Origin of the sequence: Rhodococcus sp. M8, assembly GCF_015654185.1 — a bacterium.
Lineage (GTDB): Bacteria > Actinomycetota > Actinomycetes > Mycobacteriales > Mycobacteriaceae > Rhodococcus > Rhodococcus aetherivorans.
Map to the genome: position 1 here is coordinate 1,215,122 of NZ_CP064065.1, position 19,653 is coordinate 1,234,774.

A 19,653-nucleotide genomic window follows, 5' to 3' on the forward strand; every position below is an offset into this window, starting at 1 on the left:
CCTCAGGATGGGATTGTGGGCCCGCCGGACCTCGTGGGCGACCGGGGGCGTGACACTCGCAGGCGACGCATTGTGGTGCCGCAGAGCGGGATTGCGTGAGCAATTCAGTGCAGCAATCATGGCACTGTCACAATTCGTGTCAATATCTTCCGCACCAGCTATTCACAATGCTCAAATGTGATGCACATCACAACGGAAAGGATGTCACCGTGCTCAGTTTCGATCGGCTCGACGCGGCTCTTCTCGCCGAGCTCACCCACAACCCGCGGGCCGGCATCGTCGATCTGGCAGCGAAGCTCGGCGTCGCGCGCAACACCGTCCAGTCGCGGATCCGGAAGCTCGAGGAGTCCGGCGCCGTGACGGGATACCGGCCGGTGGTGGATCTGCCGAAGCTCGGCCTGCCGCTGCAGGCGTTCATCGGCGCAGAACTGGTGCAGGCCCGGATGGGTCACGTCATCGCGGAGCTCGAGCGGTTCCCCGAGGTGCTCGAGGTGCACGCGACGACGGGCCGGGAGGACCTGTTGATCCGGATGGCGGCGCAGTCGCAGGAGGATCTGCTCCTGCAGCTCGAACGAATCCATGCGATCGAGGGCGTCGCGCACACCACGACCACGCTGGCGCTGACGACGCCGGTGCCGTACCGGACGCAGCCCCTGCTCGAACACCTCACCCGCGACTCCGGGCACGGGCGCTCCGCGCCGGTGAGCGACCGGCACTGAGGGACCGGCGTCGAGGGACATCGGTTTCCGGGTACGCGAGAAGGGGGAGGCACCGCGGTGCCTCCCCCTCGCCGTACCGCCCGTCAGGCGGCGTCGATACGCCGCTCGGCGACCCGGTTCGCGGCCGCGCCGGGCCCGATGTCCAGGGTCCGCGACATCTCGAAGATCTCGGCCGTGCGGTCGAAGATCGCGTCCACCCGGGACCGGACGACGGTCGGGTCGGATCCGTCGACCTCCCCCGCGACCTGGATCAGGCCGCCGGCGTTGGCGACGTAGTCCGGCACCCACGTGATGCCGCGGTCGCGCAGGATGTCCTCGACCTCCGGGCGGGCCAGCTGGTTGTTCGCCGCACCGCACACCAGACGCGCACCGAGCACCCCGGCGGTCGACGGGGTCAGCGTTCCCCCCAGGGCACACGGTGCGTACACATCCAGCGGCGCCGCGACGACGCCGTCGGCGACCCGTGCCGCCGGGAACTCGGCGGCCACCCGGGCGAGAGCCACCGGGTTCACATCCGAGACCACCACGTCGGCGCCGTCCGCGGTGAGCAGCCCCACCAGTTCGTAGCCCACCTTCCCGAGCCCCTCGACACCCACGGTGCGGCCGGCGAGAGTCGTTGTTCCCCAGACATGCTCGGCTCCGGCGCGCATCGCCTGGAACACGCCGAGCGCGGTGAGCGGCGAGCTGTCCCCGGATCCGCCGGCCGCGGGAGTGCGTCCCACCGCGTGCGAGGTCTGGCGGCCGATCACGTCCAGGTCGCCGGCGTGGGTACCGACGTCGGCGGCGGTGATGTAGCGGCCACCGAGGGACTCGACGAACCGTCCGTACGCGGCGAGCAGCGCCTCGCTCTTGTCCGTGGCGGGGTCACCGAGGATGACGGCCTTGCCGCCGCCGAGGTTCACGCCCGCGACCGCGGCCTTGTAGGTCATGCCCCACGACAGCCGCAGCACGTCCTCGAGCGCCCGGGCCTCGTCGGCGTACGGGTAGAAGCGGGTGCCGCCGAGCGCGGGCCCGAGCGCGGTGGAGTGGATCGCGACGATCGCGCGCAAGCCGGTCGCGGCGTCCTGACAGAAGACGACCTGCTCGTGTGGGCGGTCGGACAGGCACCGGGATCGGCCGAAGACACCGGCGGGGGCGTCGGAGGTGGCCGAACGGGCGAGGGTCGAGGTGGTCACGTGATGGGTTCCTTTCCGGAAGAATGTATTCGGGATGCCGAGAATCGGTGGCGGCTCAGAAGTCGATCTCGACGCCGAGCTCGGCGAGCCGCGCGCGGTACTGCTCGACGGAGCGCAGCTTGACGTCCTCGTAGCCGCGGACCGTGTCCGGCAGAGCCGCGACCTGCACCGCGCGGTCGTAGGTGGCGGCATCGAGGTCGGCGGCGAGGCGATCGACCGTGGCCGTGTAGTGCGCGAGCAGGGCGCGCTCGACCTTCCGGACGTGCGCGTAACCGAACGGATCGAGGCGGGTGCCGCGCAGGCGCCTGCCCTTGGCCAGGATCCGCAGCGCCGCGTGCGACTTCGGTCCGAACCCGATCTTCTTGGTGCGGCCGAGCGCCCGCAGGACCGGCGGGTGCAGCCGGTAGGTCAGCTGCTCACCGCCGGGCACCTGAGCGCGTACCTCGTCGAGGAACGTGGGGTCGACGAGCAGTCGCGCGACCTCGTACTCGTCCTTGTAGGCGGTGAACTTGAACAGCCCGCGCGCGACGGCCTCGCTGAGGTCGGTGCGGTCGGTGACACGGCGTTCGGCCGCCCACACGGACTGCACCCGGTCGATGTAGCGGGCGGCGAGGCGTTCGCCCTGGAAGTCGATGAGCGCGGCGGCACGCACCCGCACGAGCCGCAGCACCTCGCCGTCGAGGGTGGTGTCCGCGAACAGGGCGTCCGGGGCGACGGTGACCTTCGGCTGCGGGCGGGCCGGTTCGGTTGCGGCCGCGAACGCGCCGGGGTCGGCGATCGCCACGCGGCCCCACCGGAACGCCGCGATGTTCGCCGCCACCGCGACACCGTTGATCTCGATCGCCTCCTCGACGGACTCGGCGGGGATCTGCAGGCCGCCGAGTTGATGGGCGGCGCCGACGATCAGGAAGTTCGCGGCGGCGGTGTCGCCGAACAGTGCCTGTGCGGCGGCGAGAGCGTCGAACGAGGCCGACCGGCGGGTCGCCGCGTCCAGCCGGGACAGCAGCTCCTGTTCGTCGGGGTGGCGGATCGACCTGTCGTACACCATGTCCCCGGTGGGGGTGCGGCTCGTCGAGGCCACCGCCACGGTCGTGGCAGGATCGGCGTAGGCGAGGTTCTTCGCATCCGCCGCGGTGAGCAGGTCCAGCGCCAGCAGGCACGACGCCCCGCCGGTGGTCACCCGGTTGCCGGGTTCGAGACCGTCGGCGGCGAACCGTAGGTGCGAGACCACCGGGCCGGCCTTCTGGCTCATACCGATCTGGTCCAGGGATTCGACGTCGAAGCCGGCGCGCAGCGCGGCGGTCGCGAGCACCTGGTTGACGGTGACGATGCCGGTGCCACCGATGCCGGCGAGGAAGATGTTGCGGGTGCCCACCGCGGAGCCGGGATCGGGGTCGGGCACGGCCGGGGGCACCGGGACGGTGCGGCGCTGCGGCGTGCGTCCGGGCGCGACCTCGACCGTCACGAACGACGGACACTCCCCGTCGAGGCAGGAGTAGTCGGTGTTGCACGACGTCTGGTCGATGCGGGTCTTGGACCCGAACTCGGTGTCGACCGGCTGCACCGACAGGCAGTTGCTCTTGACGCCGCAGTCGCCGCAGCCCTCGCACACCGCCTCGTTGATCACCACGCGCGTGGTGCGGGCGGGCAGGGTGCCGCGCTTGCGCTGCCGCCGCGCATCGGCAGCGCAGTGCTGGTCGTAGATGAGCACGGTGACGCCCGGGACTTCGCGCAGCAGCCGCTGCGCCTCGTCGAGCCGGTCACGGTGCCAGACCGTCACGCCGCGGGCGAGGGAGCGCTTGCGGTGCCGCTTCGGTTCGTCGGAGCAGACGATGATCCGCCGCACCCCCTCGGTGGTGAGCTTGTGGGTGAGCGCGGGAATCGTCAACGCGCCCTCGGCGTCCTGCGCCCCGGTCATCGCGACGACGTCGTTGTAGAGCAGCTTGAAGGTGATGTTCACCCCGGCCGCGACGCACGCCTGCACGGCGAGCTGGCCGGAATGGAAATACGTTCCGTCGCCGAGGTTCTGGAACATGTGCGGGATGTCGGTGAACGGTGCCTGACCGATCCACTGCGCGCCCTCGCCGCCCATCTGGGTCAGCCCGGTGACGGCGCTGTCGGCGCGGCCGGACATCGTGACGAGCGCGTGGCAGCCGATGCCGCCGCCGCCGATCGAGCCCTCCGGCAGGGCGGTGGAGCGGTTGTGCGGGCAGCCGCTGCAGAAGTACGGGGTGCGCTTGGCCGACAGCACTTCCAGGGGCAGCGACGGGAGCGGCGCGGGTCCGAGGTCCACGTGGCCGCGCAGTACCCGGCGCAGCGGCCCGCGGATCCGGCCGGCGGTCAGTTCGCCGTCGACGGGCATCAGCGGGCGGCCGTCGGCGTCCTTCTTGCCGACGATGCGCGGCGGGGCGTCGGTGCCGTAGAGGATCTCGCGGATCTGGGTTTCGACGAACGCGGTCTTGTCCTCGACGACGACGAGTTGGTCGAGGCCGGAAGCGAATTCGCGGACCAGGTCGGGGCCGATCGGGTACGGCATGCCGATGCGCAGCAGCCGGATCCCGGCGCGATGCAGGTCGGCGTCGGTCACCCCGAGGTCGAGCAGCGCCTGCCGCAGCGCGTCGAACGTGGTGCCGGTGGCGGCCAGCCCGATCCGGGCGTGCGGGGGGTCGACCTCCACGACGTCCAGCCCGTTGGCCTTCCCGTAGGCGTGGACCATCGCCCAGCGCGGCCCGTACAGGTCGGCCTCGGCGATCACGCTGTCGCTCGGCGCAGCCATCGGACGCTGACGGTAGACGAACGGCTTTCCCTCCCAGTCGATCTCGGGAACCGTGATGCGCAGGTCCGCGACCGAGCCGTCGACGGACCACGCGCCGTCGGCGACGTCCGCGACGATCTTGAGCGCGACGAGGCAGCCCGAGGCGCGCGACAGCGCGACCCCGTGCAGGCCCATCGAGACGATCTCGGCGGCGTTGCGGGGGAAGAGCACCGGGATGCCGAGGGCCGCGAGGGACCGTTCGCTCACCGCGGGCACGGTCGACGACTTCGATGCCGGGTCGTCGCCGACCATCAACAGCACGCCGCCGTTCGGGTCGACGCCGTACATGTTGGCGTGCCGCAGCGCGTCGGTGGCCCGGTCCAGACCGGGGCCCTTGCCGTACCAGACACCGACGACAGCATCGTGGGTGGGCGTGCCCGCCCCGAGCCGGCCCTGACTCCCCCACACGGACGTCGCGGCGAGTTCCTCGTTGAAGCCGGGCACGAAGGTGATGTCGTGCTCGGCGAGAACCTTCGGCATGCCGTGCAGCAGCTTGTCGAGGCCGCCGAGGGGGCTGCCGGGGTACCCGGAGACGAACGTGGCCACGCGACGTCCGTCGCGGATGTCGCGCACGTGCTGCTCGACGAGCTGCCGGGCGATCGCCTGGACGCCGGTGAGCAGCACCGTGCCCGAGCCGGAGCGGTACCGGTCGTCCAGGTCGTAGGGAAGACGCTCGATTTCGCGGACCGCGGTCTCGGTCATCGCACACCACCGTTCCTTTGCTGCGACATGTGTTGCGCAGCGTCGCTCAAGTCACATCAACTGGTGCAGCAATAATCGACATAGCTGATTGATTTCGTCAACACGCAAGTTTTCAGCGAATCATAATGTTCAAATGTGACCCGCGACACACTCGACAAATGGTCACCGTGATCAGCGGGCGGGTGTCGCACCACCGGCGACGCGGACCCGGCCGGCTCGATGCGCCGTAGCGGACCGGCCCGTCCGCTCTCGCTCCGGGGTCCGACACCGGCTTCGTGCGCGGTTCCGTTCGATGGGCAGATCGGGGCCGTGGACACCGATGCCGTGGACACCGATGCCGGGGGCACCGATGCCGAGGGCACGGCCACCGAAGCCGTTCCGCCGAGGCTGCCAGTTCTGCCGGATTTGTCAGGAGCCGGGAGTACCCTGAAGTGGCGCCGGCCGGTTCCGGGCCGGAGCGCCTGGGGAACTGCCGATGAAAGCTTGCGTACCCCGCCATGCCGGGGCACTGTCGTCCACGGCCGGACCGTCGTCCGTGCCGCGGGGCCGCGCGCCGCCGCCCGGTCCCGTCCTCCCGACCGCGCCGATAGACCACATCTGACGGACCCCGCTCACCGGCATGCCCGGGCGGAACGGGTGTCCCCCACCGGATTCACTCCATCGCGACATCGTTCCCGAAAGGACGTTGTCATGCGCACCACCCTCCCGGCCGCCCTGTGCGCGGCCGCCGCCACCCTCCTTCTCGGATCCGGCATCGCCGCAGCGCAACCCGCGCCCGATGTCGTCGGCCTCAGCGAACAACAGGCGATCGCCCTCCTGGACGCGGAAGGCATCCCGTACCGGATCACCAACCGCGCCGGCAATCTGTCCGGCGAGTGCCGCGTCACCGAACAACGGGATCGCGGCTATCGCACCGAAGTCGACTACGTGTACGACCACGACGACGACGAGTTCGATCGTGTCGAACGGCAGGTGTGGTTGGGCGTCGGCCTCGTCGTAGTCTGCCGCTGACCTCTCGCTTCGCGAACCACCGTGCGCCCCTCGCGACCCGGGGGGATGCACGGCGGTGCCGCATGCGCCCAACCGATCCGGCGGAATCGCCTCGCCGAACGCGTTCTCCCGCACCCTCACCGGGCACGCATCGAGCGCCTTGCCCGAATTATCCAGTCCCGCAGGGGAATCACCCCCTGGTGACACCCGACGTCCGGGGGCGATCGGCCCTCACGCCTGCGCCGGGATGTCCAACGGCTCGACGCGGGCACGGACCCGGAGGACGTCCGCGTTCACCGAGTACAGGGCGTCGAGGAACGCGACGGCGAAGGAGCCCGGGCCCGTGGCGTTCCCGTCGGCGATCTCCGCGGCCACCGCGACGTGGGCGTGCGCGGCGGCGAGTCCGATCAGCGCCGTGGGGGCGACGGCGAGGTATGCCGCAGCGAGGGCACCGAGCGCGCAGCCGGTGGAGGTCACGCGCGGGAGCAGGGCACTGCCGCCACCGATGCGCAGGCCGGTCGTCGCACCGGCGGCGTCGCGGCCGACGAGGTGGTCCACGGGACCGGAGGCGGACACCGCGTCGGCGTGGGCCAGCAGCGCCAGCGCGGCCGGCACCGCGGCGGCGGGGTCGTCGGAGCTGTCGACGCCGCGGGTGTCGCCACCCAGACCGGCCAGCGCGATGACCTCGGAGGCGTTGCCGCGGATCGCCGTCGGACGGAACGGGAGCAGATCCGCGGCCAGGCCGGTGCGCCACGGGAGGCCCCCCACGCCGACGGGATCGAGCACCCACGGGGTGCCCGCGTCGCGGGCGGCCTCGGCGGCCAGGGTGAACGCCGCCGCCGTCCCGTCGTCGGGGGTGCCGAGGTTGATCAGCACGCCCCCGGCGATGCGGGCGAATCCGGCGGCCTCGTGGACGTTGTCGATGTGGGCGTTGCTCGCGCCGGCGGCGAGCAGGACGTTGGTCAGGAAGTTGGCGGAGACGACGTTGGTGAGCGACTGCACCAGCGGCACCCGGGCGCGGAGAGCGTCGAGAGCGGCGGCGAGATCGTCGACGGTCGGGGGAATCGGGGCAGTGGTCACGATGAAGTCCTGAGCTGGTTCCACGGGAGGTCGGGGCCTCACGTCCCGAACACCCGCTCCACGACCCCCCGGGCACGTCGAGTGACCCGCAGGTAGTGGTCGAGGAACTCGGAGGCGTCACCACCCGACCAGCCGGCGACCTGGGCGACCGCCGACAGCAGCTTGCCCGGGCCCGGCAGCTGGTCGGTTCGCTTGCCGCGCACCAGCACGAGCGCGTTGCGGGCGCGGGTGGCGGTGAGCCACGCGTCGCGCAGCAGTGCGACGTCCGCGCTGCTGAGCAGTTCTGCGGCGCCGATCGCATCGAGCGTCTCGAGCGTCGAGGTGTTGTGCAGCGACTCGATGTGGTGCGCGTGCTGCAGCTGCAGCAGCTGCACGGTCCACTCGATGTCGGCCAGGCCACCGCGGCCCAGCTTGGTGTGGGTGGCGGGGTCGGCACCGCGCGGCAACCGCTCCGAGTCGACCCGGGCCTTGATCCGCCGGATCTCGCGCACCGCGTCGTCCGACACGCCGCCGGCCGGGTACCGGGTGGCGTCGATCATGTGCAGGAACTGCAGTCCGAGCTCCGCGTCGCCGGCGACGGCGTCGGCCCGCAGCAGCGCCTGCACCTCCCACGTCTGCGCCCACTGGGCGTAGTACGCCTGATAGGACGCGAGGGTGCGCACCATGGGTCCGCTGCGCCCCTCGGGGCGCAGGCCGGTGTCGACCTCGAGCGGCGGATCCGTGCTCGGCGCGCCGAGCAGGGTGCGCACCCGCTCGGCGACCTGGTTCGCCCACTTCACCGCGGCGGTTTCGTCCGCCCCGGGGTTCGGCTCGCAGACGAACAGCACGTCGGCGTCGGACCCGTAGCCCAGTTCGCCACCGCCCAGACGCCCCATGCCGATCACCGCGAGCCGCGCCGGCGCCGGCCCGTCCTCCTGCTCGGACGCCTTGATCACCGCGGCCAGGGCAGCCTCGAGCACCGCCGCCCACACCGCGGACAGTGCGCGGCACACCTGCGGTACGTCCAGCATCCCGAGGATGTCGGCGCTCGCGACGCGGGCGAGTTCGGCCCGGCGCAGCGACCGGGCCGCGTTGATCGCCTTGTCGGGGGCGTCGTAGCGGGCCGAGGAGGTGACGATGGCCTTGGCGACCTCGTCGGGCCGCGGTTCGAGGAGCCGGGGCCCGCCGGCGCCGTCGGCGTAGAGCCGGATGACGTCCGGGGCCCGCAACAACAGGTTGGACACGTAGGCGGAGGACCCGAGCACGGTCATGAGCCGGTCCGCGACGGACGGCTCGTCGCGCAGCGTCCGCAGGAACCACACCCGGTCGACGAGCGCCTCGGACAGGCGGCGGTAGGCGAGCAGCCCGGCGTCGGGGTCGCTCGTCTCCCCCAGCGCCTCGAGCAGTTGCGGCAGCAGCAGCGCCTGGATGCGGGCCTTGCGGGAGGCACCGCCGGACAGTGCCGTCAGGTGGCCGAGCGCGTTCTCCGGTGCGCTGTAGCCGAGCGCGGCGAGCTGCCGGACCGCGGCGTCGGGCGACAGCCGCAGCGCCTCCTTGTCCACCCGGGCCACCGACTCGAGCAGAGGCCGGTAGAACAGCTTCGCGTGCAGCTTGCGCACCCGCGCCGAGTTGCGCTTGATCTCCGACTCGAGCACCCCGAGCGCGTCGTGCCGTCCGTCGGGGCGCATGTGCGCGGCGCGGGCGAGCCAGCGCATCGCCTCCCGGTCCTCCGGGGGCGGCAGCGTGTGGGTGCGTTTGAGCCGCTGCAGCTGCAGGCGGTGCTCGAGCAGCCGCAGGAACTCGTAGGAGGCCCGCAGGTTCGCGGCGTCGTCGCGCCCGACATAGCCCCCGTCGGCGAGGGCGGACAGCGCCTGCACGGTGTTCGGTACGCGCAGCGCCTCGTCGGCGCGGCCGTGCACCAGCTGTAGCAACTGCACCGCGAACTCCACGTCGCGCAGGCTGCCCCGGCCCAGCTTGAGTTCCCGCTCGCGCAGCTCGGCGGGCACGAGTTCCTCGACGCGCCGGCGCATCGCCTGCACCTCGGGCACGAACGCCTCCCGCTCGGAGGCCGTCCACACCATGGGGCTGAGCGCCTCGACGTAGCGGCGACCGAGGTCGAGGTCGCCGGTCATGGGCCGGGCCTTGAGCAGTGCCTGGAACTCCCACGTCTTGGCCCAGCGCTGGTAGTACGCGACGTGCGAGTCCAGGGTGCGGACCAGTGCGCCGCGCTTGCCCTCGGGACGCAGCGCGGCATCGACCTCGAAGAACGCCGAGGTACCGATCCGCATCATCTCCCCGGCGATGCGGCCGGCGCGAGCGTCGGCCGGCTCGGCGACGAACACGACGTCGACGTCGCTGACGTAGTTGAGCTCGCGGGCCCCGCACTTGCCCATCGCGATGACGGCCAGGTCGACGGGGCAGGGACCGTCCGGGACGACGCTGGCGACGGCCACCGCCAGGGCCGCCGTCAGGGCCGCGTCGGCGAGGTCCGCGAGCCGCTGCCCCACCTCGAGGTACGGCAGGACCGGTTCGTTCTCGACGACGGCCGCGAGATCGGCGGCCGCGAGCAGCGCCAGCTGGTCGCGATAGCCGGTGCGCAGCGCAGCCACGGCCGCCGGACCGGTGATCGTCGCCCGGTAGATCAGACGGTTGTCTCCCGTCCCGGCCTCGGGTTCGGCCTCGACGTAGCCGAGCATCCGATCGGTGAGGGTCCGCCGGTCGGGCAGCTGCAGCGTCCCGGCGAGGCCACGCCACCGATCCGGGTGGGCCACGATGTGGTCGCCCAGGGCGGACGACCCGCCGAACAGGCCGAACAACCGGCCGCGCAGCCCCTTGTCGGTGCGCAGCGCCGCGTCGAGTTCGGCCCAGCCGTCGCCGAGCGCGTCGTGCAGCCGGGCAAGGGTGCGCAGGGCGAGGTCCGCGTCGGGTGCGCGGGAGAGGGCCCACAGCAGTTCGGTGCTGTCGGTGTCGGTCCAGCCGAGCTGCCGGAGTTCGTCGGGTGCGGTCGGGGCGAGGAGGCCGAGCCGACCGGCGCTCGGTATCGCCGAACGCGCCGTCGGCGGTCTCACCATGCCGCCACCGTCGCTCCGGCGCGGGACACTACCGCCCGAGTGGGCACGGACCTCACCTCTTCGTCGTCGTCGACCGTCCGGTCCGCGGCGACGCCCTCGTGCGGCCGCGGCCGGCAGGGGTTACAAGCCCAGGTACTGATCCAGTTCGTACGGGGTGACCTGGCTGCGGTAGTTCTCCCACTCCGTCCACTTGTTGCGGAGGAAGAAGTTGAACACGTGCTCGCCGAGCGCCTCGGCCACCAGTTCCGACTTCTCCATCTCGCGCAGGGCGATGTCGAGGTCGGTCGGCAGCTCCCGGTACCCCATGGCGCGCCGCTCCGCGGAGGTCAGCGCCCACACGTCGTCCTCGGCCTCGGGGGCGAGCTCGTAGCCCTTCTCGATGCCGCGCAGGCCGGCGGCGAGAAGCACCGCGAACGTCAGGTACGGGTTGCAGGCCGAGTCGGGCGTGCGGATCTCCACCCGGCGCGAGGACGCCTTGCTCGGCGTGTACATCGGCACCCGCACCAGAGCGGAGCGGTTGGACGGGCCCCAGCAGGCCGCGGTGGGCGCCTCGCCGCCGTGCACGATGCGCTTGTAGGAGTTGACCCACTGGTTGGTCACGGCACTGATCTCGTTGGCGTGCTCGAGCACCCCGGCGATGAAGGCCTTGCCGGTGGCCGAGAGCTGCAGCGGATCGTCGGGATCGTGGAAGGCGTTGTTCTCCCCCTCGAACAGGCTCATGTGGGTGTGCATGGCCGACCCCGCGTGCTCGCGGAACGGCTTGGGCATGAACGTCGCGCGCACGCCCTCCGACATCGCGATCTCCTTGACCACGTAGCGGAAGGTCATCACGTTGTCGGCCATGGACAGCGCGTCGGCGTAGCGCAGGTCGATCTCCTGCTGACCGGGCGCGGTCTCGTGGTGGCTGAACTCGACGGAGATGCCCATCGACTCGAGCGCGTCGATGGCGTGGCGGCGGAAGTTCGGGGCCGAGCGGTGCACCGACTGGTCGAAGTAGCCGCCGTCGTCGGCCGGCACGGGCGGCGCGCCCGTTTCACCGTTCTCGACGAGGAAGAACTCGATCTCGGGGTGCACATAGCAGCTGAAGCCGAGGTCGGATGCCTTGTTGAGCTGGCGGCGCAGCACGTGCCGCGGATCGGCCCAGCTGGGGGTGCCGTCGGGCATCGTGATGTCGCAGAACATGCGGGCCGAGTACTGCTGACCCTTGCTGTCGGCCCACGGCAGCACCTGGAAGGTCGAGGCGTCCGGCCGGGCGACCATGTCGGCCTCGGAGATGCGGGAGAATCCCTCGATGGCCGAGCCGTCGAACCCGATGCCCTCCTCGAAGGCTCCTTCGAGTTCGGCCGGGGCGATCGCCACGGACTTGAGCGTTCCGACCACGTCGGTGAACCACAAGCGCACGAACCGAATGTCGCGCTCTTCGAGGGTGCGGAGCACGAACTCCTTCTGGCGATCCATACGGCCGAGACTAGGCACAGTGCGTTAAATCCGTGTTACATCCGCGGGTTGTGGCCCCGGCGTGTCGCTCACATCGTCGCGCCGTCAGCACCGCGGGTCCGCCGCCGGCGCCTGTCCGGTCACGAAATACCTGATCACCGGGTCGTCGACGCAGGCCTCGCCGTCGAGCACGACGGTGTGCTGGGTACCCGTGAAGGTGACGAGTGCGCCGCCGAGTTGCCGCGCGAGGTCCACCCCCGCCTGGTACGGCGTTGCGGGATCCTCGGTGGTGGAGACGACGAGCACGGTCGGCAGGCCCGGCACGTCCGGGGTGTGCGGCTCACCGGTGTGCGGCACCGGCCAGAAGGCGCACAGATCCCGCGGCGCGGCGCCGCTCGCGCGGCCGTCGTCGAGGAACGGCGCGGCCTGCCGGTACAGCCGGTCGGCCTCGGCCGCGACGGCCGCGTCCGTCACCGGCGGGTCGTCCACGCACCGGATCGCGTTGAAGGCATCGGTGGAGTTGGCATAGGTGCCGTCGTCGCCGCGTCCCTCGTACAGGTCGGCGAGCAGCAGCAACGTGTCGCCCCGGCCCTCGGTCAGCGCCGCGAGCCCCGCCCGCAGCGAGCCCCACAGCCGCGGCGAGTACAGACCCTGCTGCACCCCAGTGATCGCGTCCCGGTGGCTCAGGCCGCGCGGATCCGTGGTCTCCGCGGGCGCCGCGATCAGCGGGTCCACCAGGGCCCGGAACCGGCCCACCGCCGCGACCGGGTCGGCGCCGAGCGCACAGTCGTCGTGGCGGGCGCAGTCCGCCGCAAACGCGTCGAACGCCGTCTGGAATCCGGCCGCCTGCAGCAGGACCTCGTCGAGGGGGTCCTGCTCGGGATCGAGCGCACCGTCGAGCACCATCGCCCGCACCCGGTCGGGGAAGGTCTCCGCATAGAGCGTGCCGATCCGGGTGCCGTACGAGAACCCGAGGTAGTTCAGTTTCTCATCGCCGAGGACGGAGCGGAGCACGTCCATGTCGCGCACGACCTCGCGGGTGCCCACGTGGGCGAGCAGGCCGGTCCCGGCGCGCTGCGCGCAGGCACCGGCATAGTCGCGGTGCCGCTGTTCCGTGCGCGCGATGCCCTCGGGGCTCATGTCGCCGTCGTCGGACGCGCGGTCGGCGTCCGCCTCGGCGTCGGTGCGGCAGCGCACTGCGGGCTCGGAGGCCCCGACGCCGCGGGGATCGAATCCGATCATGTCGAACCGGTCGGTCAGCTCGGTGCCGTCGGCAACGGTGGCGAGCCCGATCCCGGCCGCACCCGGCCCGCCGGGATTGACGAGCAGCGAGCCGATCCGCTGCCCGGACGCGGGCGAGCGGGAGATCGCCACCGTGATCGTCTCCCCGTTCGGGTCGTCGTAGTCCAGCGGCACCGTGATCCGCGCGCACTGCACGCCGCGGGGTAGTTGCTCGGCGTCGGGGCCGTAGTCCCGGCAGGACCCCCACTGCACCTGCTGCGCGTAGAACTGCTCGAGGCCGGCCGGGGCGCCGATCGGCGACGTCCGCGGCGGCGCGGTCTCGGTCGTGGTGCTGCAGCCGGCGGCGAGCAGCACCGCGGCGGTCAGCGCGACGGCGCGCGCCGGGACGCGGAGCGAAGGGGACGACACCCAGCGATGGTGCCACGGGCAGCATCCGCGCCGACGCGGCCGGTTCGGGTCCGGCCCGCCGCCGCATCCGGCGGATGTGACCAATCGCACCGCCGGCGCCGCTACTGCCCGAATGGAGCCGGTGGCAGACTGAGACCGTCATCACCCAACCCGGGGACCCGCACGGGCCTCGAGGCAGAAAGGGACCTCTGATGTCCGAATCCACCGCTGCCCTCTACGGCGGCTCCGCCCCGTCCGCCGCCCCTCGGCGCAAGACGCGGGTCCATCACCTGCAGGCCATGAAGGCCGAGGGTCGTCGCTGGGCCGAACTGACGGCGTACGACTACTCGAGCGCCCGCATCTTCGAGGAGGCCGGCATCCCGGTGCTGCTCGTGGGCGACTCCGCCGCCAACGTCGTCTACGGCTACGACACCACCGTGCCGGTCACGGTCGACGAAATGCTCCCCCTGGTGCGCGGCGTGGTGCGCGGCGCGCCGCACGCCCTGGTGATCGCCGACCTGCCGTTCGGCACCTACGAGGCGTCGCCCGAGCAGGCTCTCGCCACCGCCATCCGCTTCATGAAGGAGGGCGGCGCCCACGCCGTCAAGCTCGAGGGCGGCGAGCGGGTCGCCGCGCAGATCGCCGCGATCGCCGCCGCCGGCATCCCCGTCCAGGCCCACGTCGGGTTCACCCCGCAGTCGGTCAACAGCCTCGGCGGATTCCGCGTGCAGGGCCGCGGCGACGGCGCAGAACAGCTCATCGCCGACGCCATCGCCGTGCAGGAGGCCGGCGCCTTCTCCGTGGTCATGGAGATGGTGCCCGCCGACATCGCCGGCCAGGTCACCCGCAAGCTGACCATCCCCACGGTCGGGATCGGTGCCGGCAACGAGTGTGACGCCCAGGTCCTCGTGTGGCAGGACATGGCCGGCTACACCAGCGGCAAGACCGCGAAGTTCGTCAAGAAGTTCGGCAGCGTGGGCGACGAACTGCGCCGCGCCGCGGCCGAATATGCTGCAGAGGTGGCGGCCGGGACGTTCCCCGGTCCCGAGCATTCCTTCTGATCCGGCAGGACGAGGGGAACCTACGGCCGGTCCGGCCGGAGGTTCCGCTCACCCGTAGGCCCGGGCCTTACCGACCCGCGAGGTGCACCCCACATGATTCGTCCCCGTCGCACACTGCTCGCCGTTGCCGTCGCCGGTGCGACGATCGCCGCCCTGGGCGGGTGCGCGTCCGGCGGTCAGCCCGCCCCCACCGGCTCGACCACCGCGTCGACGCAGCCGACGACCGGCACCGGCGCGGCGGCCGAGCCGAGCGCGCTGCCCGGTGGGGTCACCGAGGCCCAGGCCGCCGAGCTGTGCTCGCAGATGGAGGCCCAGCTGCAGAGCTGGCGGACCTACACCCCGTCCATGAGCAAGCCCGGCTTGAACCTGCTGGTCGGCGAGTGGGCGGCCCGCAACGGGATCGACATGCTGGCGCTCGCCCAGGACCGTGACCGTGTCGACACGATCGCCTCGGCCCAGTGTCCGGAGGTGCACAGCCAGGCGCTCGAGGCCCTGCAGATCCCGACCCTCGCCTCCGCGCTGGTCGGCTTCTGATGCCGTTGCGGCGGCCGTACCCGCCGATCGAGCCGTACGAGCAGGGCCTGCTCGACGTCGGCGACGGCCAGCGCATCTACTGGGAGGTCAGCGGGAATCCCGCCGGCAAGCCGGTGGTGTTCCTGCACGGCGGTCCGGGCGGCGGCACCATGCCCGCCCACCGGCAGTTCTTCGATCCGGAGGCGTACCGGATCGTGCTGTTCGATCAGCGCGGCTGCGGTCGGTCGGTGCCGCACGTCGCCGACGGCGCGGATCTGTCCGCCAACACCACCGAGTATCTGCTCACCGACATCGAGACCCTGCGGCGACATCTGGGGATCGGCCGCTGGCAGGTGTTCGGCGGCTCGTGGGGGTCGACGCTGGCCCTGGCCTATGCGCAGCGCCACCCGCACCGGGTCACCGAGCTGGTGCTGCGCGGTATCTTCCTGCTGCGCAGCAGCGAGATCGACTGGTATTACAACGGTGGCGCCGGACAACTGTTCCCCGAGCTGTGGGAGCGTTTCCTGGAGCCGCTGGCCGGGGCGCCGGACGGTGAGCATCCCGTCGACACGTACCACCGGCTGCTGCATTCACCCGACCCCGACGTCGCGCTGCGGGCCGCCGTGGCGTGGTCGACGTGGGAGGGGGCGACCAGCGCCCTGCTGCCCACCCCGGAACGGGTCGTGGAGACGTCGGAACCGCGTTTCGCTCTGGCATTCGCGCGCATCGAGAACCACTACTTCCGCAACCGTGGCTTCCTCGAGGAGGGGCAGCTGCTGCGCGACGCCGGACGGCTGCGCACCATCCCCGGCGTGATCGTGCAAGGTCGCTACGACGTGGTCTGCCCCGCGACGAGCGCGTGGGAACTGCACAAGGCGTGGTCCGGCTCGGAACTCGTCGTCGTCGACGACGCCGGGCACGCCGCGAACGAGCCCGGCATCACCCATCACCTGCTCGAGGCGACCGACCGCTTCCGCTGATCCTCACCCGAGGCGGCCGAACCCGACGACCGCCGAGTCGGACGTGACGTCGACGGTGTGGACGCGGATGCGGCCGAGTTCGTTGCCGCCGACCGTCGTCGCGGTGTCGCCGTCGACCGCGACGACGATGTTGGTGTGCTGGCCGACCCACAGCTCGTTCTCGTACAGCACCACGTCGCCCACCGCCGGCCGGTACCCGTCGCCGGCCGGTTCGAATCGTCCAACCGACTCGTAGTACTCCTGCAGGGTGTACACGCCGGGGATCCGCCAGTGCCCGGAATGCGGATTGGCCAGCGGCCGATCCGCTTCCCGCATGATCCAGCTGACGAAGTTCGCGCACCAGGGCTCCTCGGCGCCCTCGGAGTAGAACGTCCCGGGCCGCTGCGTCCGGTGTTCGTCCTCGAGCAACTCCACGATCCGCGCCTGCGGGAGCGTCAACGCCGACGTGTCCACGTCCGGGAAGTCGGCGGTGTCCCAGGGCAGATACCGGCTCGGTGCCACGCGGAACACCAGCACCGCCAGGACCACAAGCACCGTCGTGAGGACGGCGAGGCCGACGAGCAGGCCCCGCGGCCGGCGCGGCGGTCGGGACGCGTTCACGGCCGCCGCTCCCGCCCGGCAGCGACGTCACGCCGGGTACGCAAACCGCACCTTCCGGGCCTGCGGGTCGGCGTGCGTCAGCCGGATCCGGATCCGGCTGCCCTCCTTCGGCTCGCCGGCGCACGGGGCGATCACGGTGGCGTCGGGCACGAACACCTCGGCGTCCCGGCGGCCGTTCGCCGCACGCAGGACCGTCGCCTCGAACGACTCCCCCACGTGCGGGGCGAGGACCGTCGCCTCGGTGAGTTCGATGCACGCGCGGGTCACCTTCCCGGCGAGCGCGTCGGAGCCGGACATCGTCTCGGGAAGCTCCGGGAGCACGGCGCGCACCGGGTCCGGCACGTCGGTGCCCGCGCAGAGCGCCAGGCACACCTCCGTCACGAACCGGTCGGCCAGCCGCCGCAGCGGCGCGGTGACGTGTGCGTACGGCGCACCGATCGCCCCGTGTCCCGGCTGCTCCGGAATCGCACCGTCGAACGCCACGTACGACGCGCCGCGCAGCAGCGCCGGGGCCTCGCTCATCAGCACCAGGGTGCCGGGCAGGTTCACGTCGAGGCCGGCCAGGAAGGTACCCACCGGCACCTGGTCCGGCCACGGCACTCCCAGGGCGGAAGCGGTGCGCCGCAGTTGCGCCACGGCCTCGGGAGCGGCCGGCGGCAGGGTCCGCAGCAGCCCGATCCGCGCGTCGAGCATCAGTCGCGCCGCACACATCCCGGTCAGCAGCGACACGTGGGAGTTCCAGTCGTCGACCTCGGTGCGCGGCTGGGTGGTCAGCCGCCAGCCGTTCCCGTCGGCGACCACGTCCTGCTCGGGCAGGCGCAGTTCGATCGCGCCGCGTGCGCGGGCCGCGGCCTCGCGGAGCCGGCCGAACTCGGATAGTGCCGCGATCGACGGGTGCACGACCCCGGCGTCGACGCCGGCCTGCACGCCGGCGTAGTCGAACCGGGCGACGGACCGGACCAGTGCGCGCCGCACGCTCACGTCCACGGGCTCGGCGGCGTCGTCGAGAACGATGCGCCACAGCGCCGCCGGACGCACGCGGCCGGGGAGGAGGCTGGCCGAATCCTCGGACAACGGCCGGGGGTGCAGCGGGACCGACCTGTCGGGCAGATAGTAGGTCTGTCCGCGGCGCCGGCTCTCGCGGTCGAGCGCGCCGTCGGGTGCGACGACGGCCGCGACGTCGGCAATCGCGTAGTGCAGGACCAAGCCGTCGACGGTGCGCTCGAGGTGCAGCGCCTGGTCGAGATCCATCGAGCCCGGCGGATCGATGGTCACCAGGGGCAGATCCGTGCGGTCCACCCGCGCGGCGGACCAGCGGTCGACCGCGGCCTCGGCCTCGGCGACGGCGGCCAGGGGATAACTGTCGTCGAGCGCGAACTCGGCGCGGACGGCTCCGAAGTCGATCGCGGGCGCGACGACGATGCGGGTGTTCGTCACCGTGCTGGGGAACCGCTCAGCGGTTCCACTCCTCGTCGGCCTCGTCCGCGGCCTTGTTGCGCTCGGCCGCGATCTCGAGTGCCCGTTCGGCGGTGGCGCGGTCCGGATACGGCCCCATGCGGTTCAGCGCACTGGGGTCCTTTCCCTGGCTGACCTTTCCGGTGTGGACGTCGTAGTACCAGCCCTCGTCGCTCATGACTCCCAGTCTGCCCCAACCGACGCCGAGTTTCGGGGTAACCCGCACGCGCGGCGCGGCTGGTACCGTCGGCCCCTGGTCCCCGCTCGACGACTCGAAAGGCACCGCATGTCGTACCTGCTCTACGACTTCCTGCTCCCCTACCTGGGGCACGAGGCCGCCTCCTACTGGGCGCACCTGCTGGTCGTCGCCCCGATCTGAGCCGGGTGGGCGGACGAGCCGGCCTGTAAGCCGGATCCTGTACCCCGCCGAGGCGGGGTGGCGACCATCCATCTGGGCACACCGTCGCCGGGTACCTCGAGCGGTTCACCCGCAGGCTCGGGCGAGCAGCCCTCGGACACCTGCGCAGCCGCACCGAACGAGTCGGTGCGGCCTTCAACCTTGCTCCGGGCGGGGTTTACCGAGCCGCCCCGGTCACCCGGGGCGCTGGTGCGCTCTTACCGCACCGTTTCACCCTTACCCACCCCGAGGGGTGGGCGGTCTGTTCTCTGTGGCACTGTCCCGCGAGTCACCTCGGGTTGCCGTTAGCAACCGCCCTGCTCTGTGGAGTCCGGACTTTCCTCGATCCAGGGCCTGGCACCGCCACGGTGCCGGTTCCCTGAGCCGCGGTCGCCCGGCCAACTCGTCCGCGTCGATCAGGGTACTGCCTCACCTGTCTCGAATGCGAACTACGGTACCGCCATGGCGAGATATGTGGCCCTGCTGCGGGGAATCAACGTCGGTGGCATCACCATCGCGATGGCGGATCTGAAGGACGTGTTCGCCGGGCTCGGTTTCGGCAACGTCCGCACCGTGCTCGCTTCGGGCAACGTGGTGTTCGATGCCGACACCGCCGATACCGCCGAAGCGAAGGCCCGGATCGAGGCGGCGCTGCGTGATCGATTCGGGTACGAGGCGTTCGTGTTCGTCCACGATCAGGCGGCCGTCGCGGCGATCGTCGACGCCTACCCGTTCGAGGAGCGTGACGGCCGGCACGCGTACGCGGTGTTCGTCGCCGATCCCGCGGTTCTGGACGAACTGGCGGCGACGGCGGACGGTCTCGACCCGGCGGTCGAACGCGTCGCCCGGGGCAACGGCGTCCTCTACTGGGACGTCGAGCGCGGGCAGACGGTCAAGAGCGCCTTCGGCCGGAACACCGGCAAACCGCGCTACAAGGCGGTGACCACGACGCGGAACCTGCGCACGCTCCGAAAACTCCAGGTGTGAGCGGCCGGAACGCTGCCGGCGGTGCGTCCTTCGGGCGGTGGGCGCAGACCGAAAGACACACCG

15 protein-coding genes and 1 other RNA gene are annotated in these 19,653 nt (G+C 71.7%); 6 read left to right on the forward strand and 10 right to left on the reverse strand.

What is annotated here, in order from left to right:
* Positions 1-209 precede the first annotated feature (209 nt).
* Positions 210-719: an Lrp/AsnC family transcriptional regulator gene (locus ISO16_RS05400; protein WP_006947744.1), complete on the forward strand. Its 510-nt coding sequence runs from the start codon at positions 210-212 to the stop codon at positions 717-719.
* Between the two features lie 83 nt (positions 720-802).
* Here the strand turns inward: ISO16_RS05400 and ISO16_RS05405 are convergent, their stop codons facing one another.
* Together ISO16_RS05405 and ISO16_RS05410 are read right to left on the reverse strand one after the other, a co-directional pair.
* Positions 803-1,894, reverse strand: a complete 1,092-nt coding sequence (locus ISO16_RS05405) for a Glu/Leu/Phe/Val family dehydrogenase (protein WP_029544260.1) — start codon at positions 1,892-1,894, stop codon at positions 803-805.
* Positions 1,895-1,949: 55 nt separating this feature from the next.
* A complete protein-coding gene (locus tag ISO16_RS05410; RefSeq protein ID WP_065922478.1) occupies positions 1,950-5,411 on the reverse strand; it encodes an indolepyruvate ferredoxin oxidoreductase family protein in 3,462 nt (1,153 codons plus the stop codon).
* Positions 5,412-6,101: 690 nt separating this feature from the next.
* Between ISO16_RS05410 and ISO16_RS05415 the strand changes: the two genes are divergently transcribed.
* Positions 6,102-6,422, forward strand: coding sequence for a PASTA domain-containing protein (locus tag ISO16_RS05415; protein ID WP_006947731.1), 321 nt, complete (start codon positions 6,102-6,104; stop codon positions 6,420-6,422).
* 210 nt (positions 6,423-6,632) lie between these two features.
* On the opposite strand, the gene thiM is transcribed toward ISO16_RS05415, so the two are convergent.
* The 4 genes from thiM to ISO16_RS05435 all read right to left on the reverse strand — a co-directional run bounded on the left by thiM (position 6,633) and on the right by ISO16_RS05435 (position 13,618).
* Positions 6,633-7,481, reverse strand: coding sequence for a hydroxyethylthiazole kinase (thiM, locus tag ISO16_RS05420; RefSeq protein WP_043800876.1), 849 nt, complete (start codon positions 7,479-7,481; stop codon positions 6,633-6,635).
* A gap of 38 nt (positions 7,482-7,519) precedes the next feature.
* Positions 7,520-10,531 (reverse strand): bifunctional [glutamine synthetase] adenylyltransferase/[glutamine synthetase]-adenylyl-L-tyrosine phosphorylase, encoded by a 3,012-nt coding sequence (locus ISO16_RS05425; RefSeq protein ID WP_043800846.1) that lies wholly within the window; start codon positions 10,529-10,531, stop codon positions 7,520-7,522.
* A 120-nt stretch (positions 10,532-10,651) separates the two neighbouring features.
* The gene (locus ISO16_RS05430) at positions 10,652-11,989 is read right to left on the reverse strand and encodes a glutamine synthetase family protein (protein ID WP_072635463.1); all 1,338 of its coding nucleotides are present in this window, start codon (positions 11,987-11,989) and stop codon (positions 10,652-10,654) included.
* A gap of 84 nt (positions 11,990-12,073) precedes the next feature.
* Entirely contained in the window at positions 12,074-13,618 is a 1,545-nt protein-coding gene (locus tag ISO16_RS05435; RefSeq protein ID WP_072635464.1) for an alpha/beta hydrolase, read from the reverse strand.
* Positions 13,619-13,809: 191 nt separating this feature from the next.
* Here ISO16_RS05435 and panB point away from each other — a divergent pair, with 191 nt between their 5' ends.
* The 3 genes from panB (at position 13,810) to pip (ending at position 16,151) form a co-directional block, all read left to right on the forward strand.
* Positions 13,810-14,658, forward strand: a complete 849-nt coding sequence (panB, locus tag ISO16_RS05440) for a 3-methyl-2-oxobutanoate hydroxymethyltransferase (RefSeq protein ID WP_006947723.1) — start codon at positions 13,810-13,812, stop codon at positions 14,656-14,658.
* Positions 14,659-14,751: 93 nt separating this feature from the next.
* Complete coding sequence (locus ISO16_RS05445) at positions 14,752-15,192, forward strand: hypothetical protein (protein ID WP_072635465.1); 441 nt, start codon at positions 14,752-14,754, stop codon at positions 15,190-15,192.
* Entirely contained in the window at positions 15,192-16,151 is a 960-nt protein-coding gene (pip, locus tag ISO16_RS05450; RefSeq protein ID WP_072635466.1) for a prolyl aminopeptidase, read from the forward strand. Before ISO16_RS05445 ends, pip begins: the two co-directional genes overlap by 1 nt.
* A gap of 3 nt (positions 16,152-16,154) precedes the next feature.
* Here pip and ISO16_RS05455 read toward each other — a convergent pair whose 3' ends face one another.
* From ISO16_RS05455 to rnpB, 4 genes are all read right to left on the reverse strand, one after another.
* Complete coding sequence (locus ISO16_RS05455) at positions 16,155-16,751, reverse strand: CHAP domain-containing protein (RefSeq protein ID WP_006947713.1); 597 nt, start codon at positions 16,749-16,751, stop codon at positions 16,155-16,157.
* A gap of 27 nt (positions 16,752-16,778) precedes the next feature.
* Positions 16,779-18,188, reverse strand: coding sequence for an RNB domain-containing ribonuclease (locus ISO16_RS05460; RefSeq protein ID WP_072635467.1), 1,410 nt, complete (start codon positions 18,186-18,188; stop codon positions 16,779-16,781).
* 16 nt (positions 18,189-18,204) lie between these two features.
* Entirely contained in the window at positions 18,205-18,384 is a 180-nt protein-coding gene (locus ISO16_RS05465; RefSeq protein WP_006947711.1) for a hypothetical protein, read from the reverse strand.
* Between the two features lie 211 nt (positions 18,385-18,595).
* Positions 18,596-19,009, reverse strand: an RNA gene (gene rnpB / locus ISO16_RS05470) — RNase P RNA component class A.
* 56 nt (positions 19,010-19,065) lie between these two features.
* Between rnpB and ISO16_RS05475 the strand changes: the two genes are divergently transcribed.
* Positions 19,066-19,590, forward strand: a complete 525-nt coding sequence (locus ISO16_RS05475) for a DUF1697 domain-containing protein (RefSeq protein ID WP_072635468.1) — start codon at positions 19,066-19,068, stop codon at positions 19,588-19,590.
* The last annotated feature ends 63 nt before the right edge of the window (positions 19,591-19,653 follow it).

Excerpts from the sequence above, each read along its gene's own strand:
- panB (WP_006947723.1), top strand. The coding sequence starts at position 13,810 with ATGTCCGAATCCACCGCTGCCCTCTACGGCGGCTCCGCCCCGTCCGCC.
- ISO16_RS05415 (WP_006947731.1), top strand. The coding sequence starts at position 6,102 with ATGCGCACCACCCTCCCGGCCGCCCTGTGCGCGGCCGCCGCCACCCTC.
- ISO16_RS05425 (WP_043800846.1), bottom strand. The coding sequence starts at position 10,531 with ATGGTGAGACCGCCGACGGCGCGTTCGGCGATACCGAGCGCCGGTCGG.
- pip (WP_072635466.1), top strand. The coding sequence starts at position 15,192 with ATGCCGTTGCGGCGGCCGTACCCGCCGATCGAGCCGTACGAGCAGGGC.
- ISO16_RS05410 (WP_065922478.1), bottom strand. The coding sequence starts at position 5,411 with ATGACCGAGACCGCGGTCCGCGAAATCGAGCGTCTTCCCTACGACCTG.
- ISO16_RS05430 (WP_072635463.1), bottom strand. The coding sequence starts at position 11,989 with ATGGATCGCCAGAAGGAGTTCGTGCTCCGCACCCTCGAAGAGCGCGAC.
- ISO16_RS05445 (WP_072635465.1), top strand. The coding sequence starts at position 14,752 with ATGATTCGTCCCCGTCGCACACTGCTCGCCGTTGCCGTCGCCGGTGCG.
- ISO16_RS05465 (WP_006947711.1), bottom strand. The coding sequence starts at position 18,384 with ATGAGCGACGAGGGCTGGTACTACGACGTCCACACCGGAAAGGTCAGC.
- ISO16_RS05475 (WP_072635468.1), top strand. The coding sequence starts at position 19,066 with ATGGCGAGATATGTGGCCCTGCTGCGGGGAATCAACGTCGGTGGCATC.